This window comes from Streptomyces odontomachi, from assembly GCF_024435355.1.
GTDB classification, from domain to species: Bacteria; Actinomycetota; Actinomycetes; order Streptomycetales; family Streptomycetaceae; genus Streptomyces; species Streptomyces odontomachi.
Genome location: NZ_JAMJWG010000010.1, coordinates 236,578 through 253,942, shown reverse-complemented (window position 1 = coordinate 253,942; position 17,365 = coordinate 236,578). Strand labels below are relative to the sequence as shown.

The window sequence follows — 17,365 nt, the reverse complement described above, 5'->3', positions numbered from 1 at the left end:
GGGCTGAAGCGGACGATTTTGCTGCTCGATGTACTGACGGACGATCGACAGCGGAGCCCCGCCGACTGATCCGGCGAAGTAGGAGCCTGACCGCAGTCGTTGAGCCCGCCAGTAGTGCCGAACCAGTTCCGGGTACTCCTGGCGGAGCCGCCGGGAGGAGACGCCCTTCAAGCTGTTGACCAGCTTGGAGACGGCGACCTTCGGCGGAAAGTTGACCAAGAGGTGGACGTGGTTGTTCTCACCGTTGAACTCCACTAGCTCGCACTCGAAGTCCTTGCAGACGGCCCGCATGATCTCCTCCATGCGAGTTAGGTGTGCGTCGTGGAAGACCTTGTGCCGCTACTTCGTCACGAAAACCAAGTGTGCGTGCATGACGAATTCGCAGTGTCTGCCTGTTCTGATGTTCTGATACTCAGCCATAAACCAACTGTAGTACGGTGATCGTTATGCAGCTCAGGTACGCCTTCCGGATGTACCCGAACGGTCCTCAGCGTTCCGCGCTGGCCAGGTCGTTCGGGTGCGCGAGGGTGGTCTATAACGATGCGCTTCGTGCCCGTGAGACCGCCCGCGGCGCCGGCGAGGCGTTCCCGAAGACCGGGGACCTGTCGAAGCTGCTGATCACCGAGGCGAAGAAGACCGAAGAGCGAGCGTGGCTCGGCGAGGTCTCCGCCGTCGTCCTGCAACAGTCGTTGCGGGACCTGGACACCGCGTACCGGAACTTCTTCGACGGCTTCAAGGGCAAGCGCCCCCGCATGGGCGCCCCGAGGTTCAAGAGCCGCAAGGACAACCGGCAGGCCGTACGGTTCACCGCCAACGCCCGTTGGAAGATCACGACCGGCCAAGACCTGTCCTTGCCGAAGATCGGCGACGTGCGGGTGAAGTGGTCCCGCACGCTGCCGTCCGTGCCCTCCACAGTGACCGTGATCAAGGACGCCGCCGGAAGGTACTTCGCGTCCTTCGTGGTCGAGACCGACGCGAACGCGGTGTTGCCCCAGGTGACGTCCGAGGTCGGTATCGACCTGGGCCTGTCGCATTTCGCGATCCTCTCGGACGGCACGAAGATCGACAGTCCGCGCTTCCTGCGCCGGGCTGAGAAACGCCTCAAGAAGACGCAGCAGGCCCTGAGCCGCAAGGCGAGGGGCAGCAACAACCGAGGAAAGGCCCGGCTCAAGGTCGCCCGCGCACATGCGAAGGTGGCCGACGCACGGCGCGAGTTCCATCACCAGCTCTCAACGAAGATCATCCGTGATAACCAAGCGGTTGCCGTTGAGGACCTGGCGATCAAAGGACTCGTCCGCACACGCCTGGCCAAGTCCGTCCACGACGCCGGATGGTCCGCGTTCACGGCCATGCTGGAATACAAAGCAGCCCGGTACGGGCGCACCTTCGTGCGCATCGGCCGGTTCGAGCCAACCTCTCAGGTCTGCTCGCAGTGCGGCGTCAAGGACGGCCCCAAGCCCCTCCACATCCGTGTGTGGGAGTGCGGAGCCTGCGGGGCCTTCCTCGATCGGGACATCAACGCGGCGGTCAACGTCGCGAAGGCGGCCGGACTGGCCGTGTCAGCCTGCGGAGCGCAGGTAAGACCGGGACTCGTCCCGGCACAGCGCAGTGAAACAGGAACCCACCGAGACGGTCAGCCGACCGTGGTAGGAATCCCCCGGCTTTAGCCGGGGAGCGGAAGTCAATTCCTCGCAGCGTCCTACGCGCACGTCCGGGCGCGTTTCCTGAAGTCCGAGTTCTGGCTGAACTGTCTCGGCATGCTCGCACTCTCGACGTTCGCGCTCATGGCGTCCTACGTGCCGGGCCTGTGAACGCCGGCTGCCGGGCGCAGGTCGCCGTCGGGCCCTTGCAGAGGGGCCGGCGGTCGTCGCGGAGGGACCGGCAGTCGTTTGTATCCGCTTTGTATGACCGCCCCCTTGAATCGCCGGGCCACCGACCACAAGGGGAAAACCATGAAGAGACGATCCCGCCGGCTGCTCGCGGCCATCGGCATGGTCGCCGCCGTCCTCGTCTCGGCTCCGACGGCCGTCGCGAGCCCGCAGGACGCCTCGTCGAGCGAGGCGCTGGCGGCCGGCCGGCCCGCCTTCAAGATGCCGTTCGACTGCGGCCAGAGCTGGCGCGGCAGCAACTGGCAGGGGCACAGCCCGGCGCACTCGATCGACTGGAACCACTACGACGCGGGCGGCACCCCGGACGACCTGGGCCGCCGGGTGTTCGCCAGCGCCGGCGGCACGGTGCTCTCCTCGTACTACGACACGAGCACCGGATACGGCAACACGATCGTGATCGGCCACGGCGACGGCTGGCGGACCCGGTACGCGCACCTTCAGGAACGTGACGTGGCAGCGGGCGCCTCCGTGAGCGTCGGCCAGCTGATCGGGAAGGTGGGCGCCACATCCGCGATCTACGACCTCTCGCCGCACCTGCACTACGAGCAGATACACGACGGTGCCGTGGTCGTCTCCGTCGTCCAGGGAGTCACCTGGAGCGACTACACCACGCGCTACCAGACCAGCAACAACCGCTGCTGACCCGGGGTACGCCAGCCCCCGCCGGGGCGGACGGGACGCCGGGGGGCGCCTGCGTCCGCCCCGGAGTTCTGTTGCCGATGGCCCACACTCCGATAACGGTTCACAAGAATTCGGCATGTGCGGGATAGGTGAAAATATACGATCTCTTGTATGAATAGAGCGGCGAAGGTCGGCATGGCCGGTGCGTGTGCGGGACTGCTCGTCCTCGGGGGATGCGGCGCGTACAACATCGTGCAGGGGCTGACCTCCGGGGCGAGCAGCGATGGCGGGCCCGAGGCGGAGCAGAGCTTCGACCCCGCGGCGGTGTCGAGTACACCGCCGTCGGACGCCAAGGCGATCAGGCTGACGCGCACCTTCCTGGACAACTGGTCCACCCGGCGTCTCGACGAAGCCGCGCGGGACACCGACGCGCCGGGCGCGGCCTCGCAGGCACTACAGGCGTACAAGGAGGGGCTGCACCTGACGGAGGTCTCGTTCGAGCACATCCACTCCGCGGGACCCTCGTCGGTGACACGCGGCGCCACCAAGGTCACCTTCGACGTCACCGCGCACGTCGCGGGCGGCACCTGGAGTTACCCGAGCGCCGTCGCGGTGTTGCAGAGCAACGCGCACTTGCTGGCGGTGCACTGGAACAACTCGGTGCTCTACCCGGGACTCGGCGACGACCAGTCGCTGACCGCCGGCAAGTTGCCCGCCGGTACGTCCACGGCCAAGGTGGTCGCGAGCGACGGCAAGACGGACCTGTCCACGTTCCCCTCGCTGCGCGACATCGCGGCGACGATCCGCAAGAACGCCACGCCTGCCGGCGGGAACACCGGCACGGGCGTGGCCGTGCTCGACGACGGCGGTGCGGGCGTCAAGACGCTGAAGGTCTTCACCAAGGGGCACGCCGCCGCCATCAAGACCACCATCGACGCACGCCTCCAAGCGGTCGCCGAGAACGCGGTGAAGGACTCCCGCCTCCAGGACAAGGCCGCCGGCACCGTGGCGCTCGACTGGACGAACGGCCACATCCTCGCCCTCGCCCACGCGGGCTCGGACGGCGACATCGCGATCAACGGCATCAAGTCGCCCGGCTCCACCATGAAGATCGTCACCTCGGCGGCCCTGTTCGACCAGGCGGGCCTCACGCCGAGCAGCCCCGCCCCGTGCACGGACACGCTGACGGCCAACAGCCAGTCGTTCCACAACGATGCCGGCGTGCGCGCGAACCCCGGCTCCACCATCGCCCAGGGCTTCACGGTGTCCTGCAACACCTCCTTCATCAAGGACGGTTTCCACTACCTCGTGCACGACGGGGACGCCTCCGCCCTGCACGACGAGGCCGTGAGCGTCTTCGGCATGGGCAGCTGGTCGATCGGCGGCGGGGTCGCCACCACCGACCCGAGCATTCCGGCGGACGTGCAGGGCGGTGACCAGGCGGCCCAGTTCATCGGCCAGGGCAAGGTCACGGCCACGCCGCTGGTCATGGCATCCGTCGCCGCCACCGTGCGCGGCGTCGGCTTCCACCAGCCGATCATCCTGCCGGGACAGGAGCAGGAGAGTGCTCCCCGGGCCATCTCCGCCCGCACGGCGGGCTACCTGCAATCGATGATGCGCAGCGTGGCCACCGGCGGCACCGCGGCCCCACGGCTGGGTGGACTCGCGGGCGTCGGCGCCAAGACGGGCACCGCGGAGGAGGGGGACCACACCAACGGCTGGCTGACCGCGTACGACTCCCGTATCGCGGTGGCGGCCCTCGTCGAGGGCGGCAGCTCAGGCGTGGACTCCGCGGGATACGTCGTCCGGCATCTGCTGACGGAGCGCTGACCAGGCATCGGCGCGGCGCCGTTCCCGGGGCTCCCGGCAACGGCTGCCGCGGCGGCTGCGCCGTGGGCTCCCGGCGTCACGCCATCCCCGCCGGGCGAGCCTCACGCCCATCGAGGTGACGTCGGCCGCTCACCGGAGCGTGCCGCGTCACCTCGATGCCTCCGGGGCGCACGCCGCACGCACCCCGGCGCACGGCGGGACTACCAGATGCGGACCCGGTCCTCAGGGTCGAGCCAGAGGCCGTCACCGGGGCGCACGTCGAACGCCTCCACGAACTCGTCGAGGTTGCGGACGATGTTGGCGCGGAACTCGGTGGGGCTGTGCGGGTCGGTCGCGAGCAGCTGCTGCACCAGCTCCTTGCGCCGCTTGGAGCGCCAGATGTTGCTGAAGTTGTAGAAGACCCGCTGCTGGCCGGTCAGGCCGCCGACCACCGGGATCTCCCGCCCCGCAAGGCTGATCAGGTACGCCTTCAACGCGATGGTGATACCACCGAGGTCGCCGATGTTCTCACCGACGGTGAGGGCGCCGTTGACGCGCTGGCCGGGCAGCTCCGCCGGCTCGAAACCGTCGTACTGCGCGATCAGCTTGTCGGCCCGCTCGCGGAACGCCGCCCGGTCGTCGTCGGTCCACCAGTTCTCCAGGTTGCCGTGCTCGTCGAACTGGGAACCCTGGTCGTCGAAGCCGTGGCCGATCTCGTGTCCGATCACGGCTCCGATGCCGCCGTAGTTCTCGGCCGCCTCGGCGTCGGCGTCGAAGAACGGCGCCTGGAGGATGCCGGCCGGGAAGCAGATCTCGTTGAGGCCGGGGTTGTAGTAGGCGTTGACCTGGTGGGGCAGCATCAGCCACTCCTCGCGGTCGACGGGGCGGCCGATCTTGTTCAGTTCCCGGTCGGTTTCGAAGGCCGCCACCGCCCGGACGTTCCCGAGCAGGTCGTCGGCGCTGACGTCGAGCTTGGAGTAGTCACGCCAGGTGTCCGGGTAGCCGATCTTGGGGTAGAAGGTCTCCAGCTTGCGGTAGGCCCGCTGCTTGGTCTCCTCGCCCATCCAGTCGAGCGCCTCGATGCTGCGCCGGTAGGCCTCCAGCAGGTTCGCGACCAGCTCCTGCATCAGCTTCTTGGACCGGGCCGGGAAGTGCCGCTCGACGTACTCCTTCCCGACGGCCTCGCCGACGGAGCCCTCCACGAACGAGACGCCACGCTTCCAGCGGGCCCGGAGCTCGGGCGTGCCGGACAGCGTCCTGCCGTAGAAGTCGAAGTTGGCCTGCACGAAGTCCGAGGACAGGTACGGCGCGGCCGACCACACCACCCGGATCGCCACCCAGGCCTTCCAGTCGTCGAGCGCCACCTCGCCGAGCGCACCGGCCAGGTGCTCGACGTAGCTCGGCTGGCGCACGTTGACCTCGGCCAGCGTCGCGTCGGTCGCGCCGAGGGCGGCACCCCACCGCTGCCACGCGAACGCCGGCGCGAGCGCCCGCAGCTGCTCGGCCGAGTGCAGGTTGTAGCTCTTCACCGGGTCGCGGGTCTCGGCGCGCTCCCAGTGGCCCTTGGCCAACCGGGTCTCGACGTCCATGACCTGCTGCGCGGCACGGGCCGGATCGGCCCAGCCGGCCAGGCCGAACATCTTCTCCAGGTGGACGACGTACTCCGCGCGGATGTCGGCGAACTTGTCCTCGCGGTAGTAGGACTCGTCGGGCAGGCCGATACCGCCCTGCACGAGGTTGACGAGGTAGCGCTCGGAGTTCCGGTCGTCGGTGTCGACGTAGGAATCGAAGAAGCCGTTGCCACCGCGCCGCTCGAGGCCACCGACGTACTCCACGAGCGCGTCGAGGTCCCCCAGCGCGGTGATCGCGTCGAGGTGCTCGTGCAGCGGCTGGGCGCCGAGGGCCTCGATCCGGTCCTCCGCCATGAAGCTGGCGTACAGGTCGCCGATCTTCTGCGCGTTGGAACCCGGCTCGTGCTCCTGGCCGGCCAGCGTCTCGATGATGTCCTTGACCCGCTGCTCCGAGAGCTCGGCCAGGGCCACGAAGGAGCCCCAGCCCGACTTGTCGGAAGGGATCTCTGTCTCGTCCAGCCAGCGGCCGTTCACGTGCCGGAACAGGTCGTCCTGGGGCCGGATGTCAGGGTTCATGCCCGCTTGGGCGTCCTCGAGGATGGTCACGGTCGCCAGCCTACGCACTGGCCGGCGGGCCCGGACGAGGTGTACCGGACCGGCAGGAAGCGGGCGGCCTACCGGACCGGCGGGAAGCGGCCGGCACGGCACCGGGGAACGCGATCGACGTGCACGCCGAGCCACCGGACGCCGCGGGCGTCGAGCTCATGCCAGCAGCACGATGATCGTGATGATCATGGCGAACAGCAGCACGATGGCCCCCACCAGGCAGCCCGAATGGTAGATCAGCTCCGAGAGCCGTCCCGTGCCGGCGTGCGGTCCGGACGCGTCGGGGGCGGTGTCCGGGGACGTCGTCGCCTCGTGGGCGGCGGGGGCGTCGGGGGGTGGGGCGTCCGCGGGCGGCCCGTCGTTGCGGCTGATCATGTCGCGCAGCAGTAGCTGCCACACGGTGGGCGGCAGGTCAGGGACCTCGCCGTTCGCCGGGGTGATGATGCTTTGCCAGATCCAGGTGCCCGCGGTGGGGTGGCGGTCCCGGCCCATCCGATGGACCAGTTCCCGTAGGTCGAGCAGATAGCGCTCCTCCCGTGCCAGCGGGGCGACGGCCCAGGTGAAGAGCTGGGCCGCCCGGACGGCCAGGCCCATACGCGAAGCGCCTTCCGCGTCCTGCCCGTACGGGGGGAAGTACAGGCCCTTGCGGAGCACCTCCGCACACAGCGCGCGCTGCACGTCCTTGCGGCGTGCGTGGACGCGCCGGGGGAGCCCCAACTCGTCCAGCAGCAGCTCCACGGAGTCCTGTGGCAGCTCGCCGGAGCACAGCTCGTCGAGCAGCACCTCGTCCGACAGCCCGCCCAGCTGCGCCCGCAGGGTGCTGCGCTGCACGAGATCGTCGCGCCGGTGGTCGAGGAGAGCCCTGTGCAGGGCCCGGACATCGGGGCCGGGCCCGCCGCCGTCGGGCGCGGCGGACCCGGTGCCGTGCTCCTGGTGGGCCCATGAGGGCGCCGTCGCCGGGGAGACCGGCGGAGGCGGCGACGCTGGTGGCGGAGGTGAAGGCGGAGGCGGAGGCGTGGACACCGGCTCCGGGTACGGGGCCGGTGACGACGCAGGTGGGGAGGCGGGCGCCGGGGGATGGTGCGCGGGCGCGGCGGCGCGCGCGGTGGGGTGCTTGGTGGTGCGGTCGGTGCGGTCGGCGTGGCCGGTGCGATGGGCGTGGTCGGTGCGATGGGCGTGGTCGGTGCGGTCGGCGTCGATGATCTCCTGGAGCCGGGCGCGCCGCTGCGGCCAGTCCAGCAGTGCGCCGTCCCTGAGCTCGTCGACCAGCTGCGGCACCCCGGGGCCGGCGTCCGGGTGCGCCAGGAGGTGCTCCACCAACCGGGCCGCCGCCCGGTGCTCGAACCCCGGCTTGCTGGGCTGGCGGCCCATGACCCGAGCCAGCGGGCCGCCGGCGCCACCCGCCTCCGCCTCCCAGTGCGGCACGCACATCAGCCGCAGCGGATGCGTGTCCACCGCGTCGTAGGTGGCGAAGGTCCACTTCCCGCCCAGCCAGGACCCGAAGAGCAGATACAGCCCCAGGCAGACCAGGGGAGTGGTGTCCCGGTCCGGCCAGCCGGGCGGGTTCTGCTCCTGGGTGAGCAGCGAGACCCGCTGCGTCGGATCGCGCAGCCACTCCGCCGCGACCAGGATCAGCGCGTGTTCGACCGTCGGCAGCGCATCCACCATGCCCGGCAGCCGTCTGCGGGCCCGTGCGTCGAGTTCCGCGCACGGGATCGGGTCCAGCCGACCGGTCGCCCGCTCGGCGGCGTCGCGATCGCCCCAGCCACGGTAGGAGAGCCCGAGGCACTGATACGTCTTCAGGGTCTTGGGAGCACCGATCAGCACCTGGCTGACCGTGCTGCGCCGGCCGGCCCGATCGGTGGTGGGCCAGCGCTGGACGAGGAGGACGTCGCCGTCGCGCGACAGGGCGCGCACGACGCTGTGCCGCTCGGCGGCCGCACCGGACACCCACAGCAGGCGGCCCAGGTCCCGGCCCACCTCCTCGGCGCGCTCGGCCGAGCAGGAGCGGGCGACGGCGTTCATACCGGTGTCCTGCCGGCCGTGGTTGCCCTCCCAGCGGAAGACGACCTGGTGCACCGTGCTTTCGGCGTCACCGTCGGCCGGCCCGCGCACCCCTGCCGGTTCCGCGTGGACCGGTTCACGGTCCCGGAAATCGCTCACGAACGTTCCCTCCCCTTGGCTCCCTCGTCCCGCATGGACTCCTCGGGCGACACGGATGCCCGGGAGGCCGCTCCCGCCGCAGCGGACCCCCGCCCCAGTCCGAACGCCTCGGCGCCGCCCGGCACTTCGATCAACCCGTGCATCGCCAGCAGCGCCAGCAGGGGTTCCAGCACCCGCCGGGGCCCGGCGCCCGCCGGATAGCGGCCGTCGGCCTCCTGGCCCCCGGTGGCGGACGCGATGTGCAGGGTGCACCGGCGGAACGCGTCGAACGGCCGCAGCCACGCCTGCCCCGCGTACCGGCGCAGCAGCCCGTACACGTCCCGGCTCTCCTCGTGCACCAGCGCCGGGTCGAGCGCGGTGGCCTGCGGCCGGCCCAACCACCGGTCGACGGGCGGCTGGAACCTCAGGAGGTCCGCCTTGCCGAGCACCATCGTCGCCGGCACGTCCAGGTACGGGCCGTCCTTCCGCAGCCGGTCGAGGACGGTGCCGAACGCCAGGTCACCGTCCCGGTTCACCTCCACTTCCCAGCGTTCCCTGACGTGGTCCAGCTGGGGCAGCGGGAGGGCCAGCGCCGGGTCGACGACGAAGACCAGGGCGTCGACCCCGAGCAGGAACCGCAGCGCCGTGTCGGTCCGCACGAGGTCCTCGCCGCCGAGGTCGAAGAAGGCGACCGGGCGCACCTGCCCGCGGGCGTCGGTGATCAGGAGCGACTCCACGAAACGGGCGTAGTCGTCCATGCCCAGGCCGGCCGTGTGGTCCAGGACCTGGCCGTTGCGCAACGGCTGCACCCGGTCGCGCACGAACCGTGCGTGCTGCTCCGGGTTGACCGAGCGCCACTTCAGGCCGAACGGCTCCAGGCCGCCGTCGGTGACCGCCGCGATCATCTGGGTCAGCAGATGGCTCTTGCCGGTGGACGACTGGCCGACCATGGCGACGGTCAGGGGACGGCCGTACATCAGGTAGGGCACCGGGATGAAGTGCGCGGGGAACTCCGCGTTCGCGGTGCACTTCTGGACCGCACCGCGCATGACGTCGTCCCGCACGAACGGGTTCTTGACGGGGGCGGGGTTCAGCGGCTCGTACTGCATCTTGCTGTCGGTGACGTACAGCTTGCTGAGATCGAGCCGGAGGGGCTCCAGGCAGTAGGGGCAGAGCACCTCGGCGGAGCCGCGCTCGCCCTCCTGCCCCTGCCCCGGCGCGTGCGCGGAAGGCCCGGCAGCCGCCCGCCGTTTCGCCTTCAGCGTGTCCTCGAAGGCCTCCCGGTACGGGCGCGTCTCGTCGGCGGGCAGGGTGAGCCGTACCTGGCGGGCGACGCCCGGCGCCACGAGTTCCAGCACCTCGGCCGGCGTCGGCCGGCCGGTCGCACGCGGTGCGAAGGCGTTCCGCAACGTCTGGTCGAGCACCCGGTGTTCACGCAGGTCGGCGGGGACCCGGTCGGCGGGCCCCGGCCTGCCGGTCACCAGCCGGTAGAGCACCTGGGCGGCGCTCCACACCGCGTCACGCGCATCGCTGTCCCCCACGCCCAGCCGCTGCTCGGGCGGGCAGTAGGGCTGGCGGCCCCACGGGCTGCGGGGCCCGCCCACCCCGGTCACCGCCTCGAGGCCCCACAGCTGGGCCCTGGCGCCGTCCCAGAGCACGGTGGCCGGTGATACGCCGCGCGGCACCAGGCCCTGGCTCTCCAGCAGGCACAGGGCCAGGAACAGATCACGGGTGAAGCCGGGCTGGTCGGTCGCCGCCAGCACCGGGGTCCGGGCGACCGGGATGCCGCGCGGTGCCGCGTAGAGCAGGTACGGCTCGGCAGCGTCCAGCTCGTAGCCGACGATCCGCGGGAAGAGCACCGCGTACTCCGTGTCGCCGAGCGCGCGGTGCAGGTGCAGCGCGGTGCCCGCCTCGGTGTCCAGCAGCGCGCGTGCCGCGGGGTCGGCGGCGTCGGCGGCGCTCAGGCAGACCTGGACGCACTGCTCCGGGTTGTCGTCGTTGCCGTCCAGCAGGCACTTGCGCATCAGGTGGGGCAGCTGCCGGTCGCGCGGGAACGCGCGCCCGAAGCGTGCCGGGGTGGTACGGCGCCGGCCCGAGGCCAGCGTGAACGCGAGCTTGTCCGGGGCCGCGCCGCCCGGCCCGGACCCGGGGGTGCGCATGGAGCCGGTCACCAGGGGTCACTCTCCCCGCGGCGGTCCGGGCCCGGACGGTCCGGCGAGCCGGTCCCGTCGGACGGACGCGGCTCACCGTACGGGCGCTGCGGCTCCTCGTACGGATCCGTGTCGTCGTACGTCCGGTCCGTGCGGTCGTACGGAGTTCCGCGGTCGTACGTCGCCTCCGGGCGGTCATACGGGTCCGGTGCGTCGTAGGAGTCGGCCGGCCCGCGCGGGCCCGGGAGGTCGTAGGCCTCCGGATCGGCGTCGGTCCCGGCGCCGGGCACGGAGCCCTGACGTGGCCGGAAGGTGTCCACCACGCCCATCCGCAACGGGGTGAGCCGGACCAGGCCGGCGTAGCGTCCGGACGACGTCCACAGCACGCCCTCCGGTGCCACGACACCGCTCGACCGCCAGGCCTTCTCGACCTCGTCGCGCACGGCACGCGGGGCGAACCTGACCCACACCGCGGCCCCCGGGTCGCGGCTGAGCAGGGTGCCCTGCTCGGGTGAGGACAGCTGCACCACGGCCTGCCGGTCGGCCTCGGCGCCGACCAGTTCGGCCGGGCGGTACGGGTCGGTGCCGAGCAGGCTCGCCGCCGAGCCGCGGGCACGGCGGGCGGCGAACGGGGGCGGCGCCAGCACGCCGCTGTGCCGCAGGTGGTTGCGGGCGGCCGACAGCAGCTCGTGCACCCGTTCCTCGGTGCGCCGGACGGCGAGGGTGCCGGCCTGGCCGCGTTCGACCGCGCGCCAGTACGGCTTCATCGCCTCCCGTGCCGCGTCCGCCAGATCGGCCGCCAGGGTGGCGACCAGCTCCGGGCCGCCCTCCCCGCTCTCCCGCTCCAGCCAGCGCGGCACCCGCTCGGTGCGCCCCTCCCAAGGAGCGTCGGAGCCCGCCCTGCCGCTGCGCTGTTCCGGCACCTTCAGCGGCAGCGGCCCCTCCTCATCGGCCGGTTCGTCGTCCCACGAGGCCCCTTCCTGCCAGGCGTACGCGCTCGCCCAGTCGCCCTCGGCGTCGTCGGACGCGAAGCCCTCGTCCGGCTCGAGCGCCGAGGGGTCGTCGAGCCAGTCGTCCTCGGCGGGCGCGCCCACGGCCGGCCCGTCCACGGCGTCGGACGCGGGCGTACGCGCCGGCTCGGACCCGGCTTCGGACTCCGCCGCTGCCGCCGTCGCCCGCAACATGCCGGCCACCGACCGGGCGGCGTCGGCGCAGTACAGGCGCTCCTCGACGGCCCACTGCTCGCGTACCGCCGCTGCCAGCAGGCCGTCGAGCTCGTCCAGGTGACGCCGCAGCCCGGTGATCGCACGGCCCGGCGCCCAGGCGGCGGCCGCCGCCCTCCAGAGCCGGCGGGCCGTCTCCCCGGTGACGCCGAGGCCCAGCAGCAGGGCGGCGGCCCCCAGCCAGACCGGGGGCGCGGTAGCAAGCGCCACCCCCACCCCGACCGCCGCACCCGCGAACGCCCCGACGCGCGGGCCCACGGCCCAGCGTCCGGGCCGTCCGGAACCCCGCAGCCGGGCCGCGCCGAGCAGCGCCACGGCCGTGAACAGCAACGGGACGACGACGGCCAGCGCGAGCAACGGGCCCTGCCAGAGCGCCCCCGACAGCCCCGCGAACCCCGCCGACACGCTCGCCAGGGGATGGCCGCGCGCCAGGGTGCCGGCCCCGCCGGACGATCGGGCCCCGGCGTCGGCGCGGCGGGCGGCGTGCGTGTCGTCGTCCGCGTCGGTTCGCCCGGGGGTGAGGTCGGCGAGCTGCGGAAGCAGCGTCGAACCCGGTACCGGCGCCACCCACCCGGCCAGGCCGGCGAAGCGCTGGGCCACCGTCCGCATGGGCAGCCCCTGGTCCAGCAGCTTTCCGGCGAACTCCTTCAGCCCCTCGCCGATCCGCTCGCCCACCCCCTCGGCCGACGGCACCCGCAGCCCCAGGGCCCTGAGCCGGGCGGCCGCCTCGGCGGCCGGAAGGCCCGTGCCGGCGCCGCGCAGGGCCGCGCCGACCAGCTCCCGGTACGCTTCGAGCGCCTCGCGCGCCTCCTCGACGTCCACCTCGAACGTCGCCCTGCGGGCCGGTCGCAGCAGCCCGGGCAGGCCCTGGAGGCCGGTAAGCGCTTCCTGGGCGCGGGTGAGGGCGTGCGCGCAGGCGCGGTAGATGCCGTCGGCCCTGCCGCCGGAGTCCCGGTGCTGCTGGTCGCGGTCGCCGCCGAGCGCCGCCAGCACGCGGAGCGGCTCCGGCAGTTCGGCCGTGGCGGGGTCGGCCGGGTGGACGTCCGGGGCCAGTTCGGTGTCCTCTCCCGCGAACCGGGTGAGCGCGTCGCGCCAGGCCCGCTCGCGCACCTCGGGCGGCAGGTCCTGCTCCAGCAGCCGCACCCCGGGCGCGGCCACGGCCTCGGGCAACGCCCCCACCGTGTCCAGCACCCTGCGGTAGAGGTCCGGGACCGACAGCACGCCGACCAGGACCGCCAGTGCGTCCGGATCGTCGGGCCCGGCCTGCTCCAGCGCGGTGCGCGCGGACCGCAGGTCGCCGGCCCACAGCAGCGCGGTGCCGGAGGTCCGCAGTACGGCGGGCCGCACCAGCCGGCGGTCCGGCCGGAACGCCTCGTCCTCGCCGGCGTACGAGCCCGGTGCGCTGCCGACCAGCAGCACCAGCAGCCTGACCTCGCCCACGGCCCGGAAGCCGGTGAGGAGCTCGTACTGCCGCTGGTGGTCCGTCAGCCCGGCGGGAGTGTCGACCACCAGGAAGAGCGGGTCGTCGGGTTCCGGTAGTCCGGCCGCGCCCAACTGCCGGGCGACCCTGGCGCGCAGCGCCGCCGGGCTGTCGAGTTCGGCCGCCTTGGCCCTCAGGTCCAGGTGGATGACGGCTTCGATGTCCTGCGGCGTGCTCATTCGGACTCGTCCTCCCAGGAGGGACGGCGGGACGGGCCGTGCGCGCCGCCGCCGGGTGCCGTGCGGTCGTCGGGCCCGGTCCACGGCGGCGGAGGCGCGTCCCCGCGGGGCGGCCGGTCGCGCCCGTCCTGCCCGTCGTCGGCGCATCGCCTGTCGTCGTACCGGCGGTCGTCGTCGTACCGGCTGCCGTCGTCGTGGCGCCGGTCGTCGTCGTACCGGCGGTCGTCCTCGTACCTGCGGTCGCTGTCGTGGCGCCGGTCGTCGTCGTACCGCCGCCCGTTGCCGGGGTGCCGTTCGTCGCCGTAGTCATCGGCGCCGTCGCCGGCCGGCCCGTCCCGGTCGGCGTCGCGTCGGTAGGAGTCGAAGGAGGAGACGGGAGCCGTGCCCCAGTCGTCGTCATCGGGTGCCGTGCGCCGGGGTCCCCGGGCGTCGTCCCCGCGGACGCGTGGTCCTCCCGGCGCGCTCCCGCGCACATGGTCCAGCAGGGTGCGCAGCGTGGGCTGGACGGCGCGCTGGTCGCCGAACTCCATGTCCAGGGCGGCCGGCAGGGTCTCGGCCCAGAACTCCCACAGCGGCCGTACCCACCCCTCGACACGACCGCCGCCCCGCCTGCGGCGGTCGGCGAGCAGCTCCAGCTGGCGCGGGGCGATCTTCTCGACCAGGTCGACGAAGAGCGGATGCGGTTCGCTGCCGGACGTGGCGAGACCCAGCGGCTGCGCCTGCGTCATGAGCACACCGCAGTACTCCTCGACGATCCGCTCGTCGTCCAGGACCGACCAGCGCTCGTAACTGCGCAGCAGCTCCGCCCAGCTCGACACGCCGTCCGGGTAGATGCCGAGCCGGAGCCGGACCCCGGGCACGTGCGCACCCTCCTCGGGGAACAGCCGCAGCCGCACCCGCTCCGGCGAGGCCGGGTCGCCGTCCACGACATCCACCTGGCCGTTCCACAGGGAGCACAGCAGGCGGTGCAGGATGGTGCAGCGGTCCTCCTCGGTGCTGACCATCCAGTTGTCGCGGTAGCCGAGCCGCTGGCGCCACCGCAGCACGTCCTGTGCCTGCTCGGACTCCTTCGCGCGGGTCCACTGGCGCAGCACCTTGCGGGCCTCGGGCACCTGCGTGAGGCTCATCTCGCTGCGGAAGAGGACCACGGTGATCGAGTCGGTGTCCACGCCGCGGAACTCCACGGAGTTCTTCGCGTCCGAGGGCAGCCGCAGCATCTTGGCGAGGTACTCCTGCACCTCCGCCGTGGCCTCCACGCGCGGGTGGGTGACCAGCACCCGCAGCGGACCCGTGCCCTCCGGGGTGAACCCCACGGGAAGCAGCCCGGCCAGCTTGCGTCCGAAGAGGTCGAGCGCCTCCTTGCTGGCCTGGTCGGTGAAGTTCGGGCTGCCCGCCGCCGCGGCCAGCAGCGTGCCCATGGACGGCAGCAGCGGACGTTCCTCCAGCCGCTTGCCCTTCTCGGCGAACAGCCGGGTGATACGGGCCTCCAGGTGCCCCTTGACCTGCGCCACGGCACCCTCCGGGTCACGGCGGCTGCGCGCGTGGACCTGGCGCCAGGTGTCCCCGTCGACCAGCTTGAGCAGCAGCGCGGACTCGTACTCGCCCTCCCGCAGCCCCTCGCCGCGGATGAGCCGGGTGACGACGTCCTCGTAGAAGTGGCTGAGGTTGCGCTGCGGCGGGAGCAGGTACGAGATGCCGGTGCGGTCGTCGTACAGTTCGCGGGTCTTCCGCCCGGTGTTCCTGCGCTCCTGGTCGCTGTGGCTGCGAAAGGCCCGCACCAGGCGGTCGATGTCGGCGCCGGCCGCGTCCGCGTGCGGCTGCCAGTGCTGTTGCTGGTCCCGCCAGGCCTCGTGCCAGACCGTCCGGCAGCGCCACTGGTACCAGGCGTCCTGCTCCGCCAGGGCCGCCTGCACGTCGTCGTCGCCCCAGCGTGCCGGTGCCAGGCCGGCCAGCTGCCCCTTGATCCCGGGGATCTTGGGCGGCGGCTCGGTGACCCCGGGCGGGCGTTGCGGGGTGCGGGCGCGGCTGTCCAGCATGCCGAGGAAGCCGAGCCGGGCGATGGCGTCGTCGCTGTCCGGGGTGCCCCTGACGATCCGCTCGACGAGGAACGGGTCGGCCTGCTGGAGCAGCTTGTCGATGGCCTGGCGCGGCGCGAACCGGTCGGCCATCACGGCGGCCTGGCGGTGCGCCTCGGCCCGCAGGTCGGACACCAGCCGCTGCATGTCGCCGATGCGCTCGCCCAGCGCCCGCTCGATGTTCTTGGCGCCGCGCGGCACCGGATCGGGCTCGGGCACCTCCAGCTGCCGGCGCTCCCACAGCTCTTCGAGCTGTGCGTCGGCGAACAGCTGCCGGATCATCGGCACAGCGCCGTCCCGCAGCACGGCCCGTGGCCGCTCCACGAGGTCCGTGACCGCCTCCCACAGGACCCGCCCGGCCACCAGGTCGGCCAGCTGGTCCATCGGGGCGGTCATGGAGGCCACCAGGCTGGTGGAGACGCCCTGCCGGCCGATGCCGGTGGGGGACAGCGAACCGCGGGCCACGCCCCGGTTGATGAAGCTCGCCGCGAACGTCTGGTAGTCGTCGTCGCCCGCCATCCGGCGCCCCCGGACCGAACCGTCGCCCAGTTCGGTGCCGACCAGCGACATCACCAGGGAGACGATGGACCGGCGCAGGTCGTCCGCGCGGATGCCGGCGGTCGGGCTGAACAGGAACGCCGTGGGCAGGATGCCGGTGCGCAGCCGGACCGGGGTGGTGCCCGGGTAGCGGATGCCGAACCGGGAGTCGGCGTCGAGGTCGCCGATCTCCGCGTTCTCCTTCGGCGCGTTCTGCCGGTCCACCAGCCGGAACAGGTCGATCAGGGACCGGGCCGCGTTGAGTTCCGCCTCGCGTCCGCCGCCGGTGGCGGCGGAGAACGACGACGGCATCACGACCAGCGGGTAGATCTTCACGCCGTCGAAGCGGCGCAGCTGGAAGGCGTGGTTGATGAGGTGCAGGTAGTCCAGGAAGATCCCGGCGCCGGTGCCGCCGGCCACCGAGAACGCGACGAACACGTCACAGCCGCTGACCTGGTTGCCGCCCAGCTCGCTCAGGTCGCCCGCGGACTTGGCGATCGCGTCGATCGCCTGGAGCAGCGGTTCCAGGACCGGCGCGAGGCCGTGCCGGAGGGTGGCGAAGAGCGCGGCGCGCCCGACCGTGGGCAGCTGTCCGGCGCCGCTGCGCAGCGGGGTGACCTCCGGTTCGCCGGTGACCGGCGGCAGCCAGCCGGTCACCTCCTCGCGCACGCTCGCCCGGAGCATCTTGGTCACCTCGGGGGAGCTGTCGAAGTTCGGCAGCAGGTTGTGCGTGACGCGGGAGGTGCGGGCGTAGGCGGCCCGCATCGACCGGTCCACGGTGAACTGCGGCAGGCGTTGCAGGTCGGCCTCGCTGTAGTCCGCGTACACGAACTGGAGGCAGTCCGGCAGCTGGAAGGGCGCGTGGTGGCCGCTCTGGCGGCTGAGCGCCATGCCGTCGGGGCCGCACATCTCGGCGCGTAGCCGGCTTTCGAGTTCGGCACCGACGAGTCCTCCGGTGCCGCCCAGGCCGACGAAGAGCATCGGCTGGAAGATCTTCATGGTTTCCTCCCCGTGCGCGGCCCGGACAGCCGCGGGTGCGTGCTGGGAACGTCCGTGGTGGGCGCGGCGCGGTGGCCGCGGTGG

At 72.4% G+C, this 17,365-nt stretch carries 8 protein-coding genes and 1 pseudogene; 3 read left to right on the top strand and 6 right to left on the bottom strand.

The features are described from left to right. Positions 1-9: 9 nt before the first annotated feature. Positions 10-420 (bottom strand): annotated as a pseudogene (tnpA, locus tag NQO67_RS22015) (IS200/IS605 family transposase); the annotation flags it as partial. Between the two features lie 26 nt (positions 421-446). Here tnpA and NQO67_RS22010 point away from each other — a divergent pair. From NQO67_RS22010 to NQO67_RS22000, 3 genes are all read left to right on the top strand, one after another. Next, on the top strand, positions 447-1,667 hold the full coding sequence (locus tag NQO67_RS22010) for an RNA-guided endonuclease InsQ/TnpB family protein (RefSeq protein WP_255951827.1): 1,221 nt from the start codon (positions 447-449) through the stop codon (positions 1,665-1,667). Positions 1,668-1,952: 285 nt separating this feature from the next. Next, positions 1,953-2,531: a M23 family metallopeptidase gene (locus tag NQO67_RS22005; RefSeq protein WP_255951826.1), complete on the top strand. Its 579-nt coding sequence runs from the start codon at positions 1,953-1,955 to the stop codon at positions 2,529-2,531. 150 nt (positions 2,532-2,681) lie between these two features. After that, the gene (locus NQO67_RS22000; RefSeq protein WP_255951825.1) at positions 2,682-4,340 is read left to right on the top strand and encodes a penicillin-binding transpeptidase domain-containing protein; all 1,659 of its coding nucleotides are present in this window, start codon (positions 2,682-2,684) and stop codon (positions 4,338-4,340) included. Positions 4,341-4,540: 200 nt separating this feature from the next. Here the strand turns inward: NQO67_RS22000 and NQO67_RS21995 are convergent, their stop codons facing one another. From NQO67_RS21995 to NQO67_RS21975, 5 genes are all read right to left on the bottom strand, one after another. After that, positions 4,541-6,496 carry a M13 family metallopeptidase gene (locus NQO67_RS21995; protein ID WP_255951824.1) on the bottom strand — a complete coding sequence of 652 codons (1,956 nt, stop codon included), beginning with the start codon at positions 6,494-6,496 and terminating at the stop codon, positions 4,541-4,543. A 156-nt stretch (positions 6,497-6,652) separates the two neighbouring features. Then, positions 6,653-8,659, bottom strand: a complete 2,007-nt coding sequence (locus NQO67_RS21990; RefSeq protein WP_255951823.1) for a hypothetical protein — start codon at positions 8,657-8,659, stop codon at positions 6,653-6,655. Then, positions 8,656-10,809 (bottom strand): hypothetical protein, encoded by a 2,154-nt coding sequence (locus tag NQO67_RS21985; protein ID WP_255951822.1) that lies wholly within the window; start codon positions 10,807-10,809, stop codon positions 8,656-8,658. Before NQO67_RS21985 ends, NQO67_RS21990 begins: the two co-directional genes overlap by 4 nt. Continuing rightward, complete coding sequence (locus tag NQO67_RS21980; protein WP_255951821.1) at positions 10,806-13,670, bottom strand: hypothetical protein; 2,865 nt, start codon at positions 13,668-13,670, stop codon at positions 10,806-10,808. Before NQO67_RS21980 ends, NQO67_RS21985 begins: the two co-directional genes overlap by 4 nt. Further along, positions 13,667-17,281 carry a tubulin-like doman-containing protein gene (locus NQO67_RS21975; protein WP_255951820.1) on the bottom strand — a complete coding sequence of 1,205 codons (3,615 nt, stop codon included), beginning with the start codon at positions 17,279-17,281 and terminating at the stop codon, positions 13,667-13,669. Before NQO67_RS21975 ends, NQO67_RS21980 begins: the two co-directional genes overlap by 4 nt. Positions 17,282-17,365: the final 84 nt, after the last annotated feature.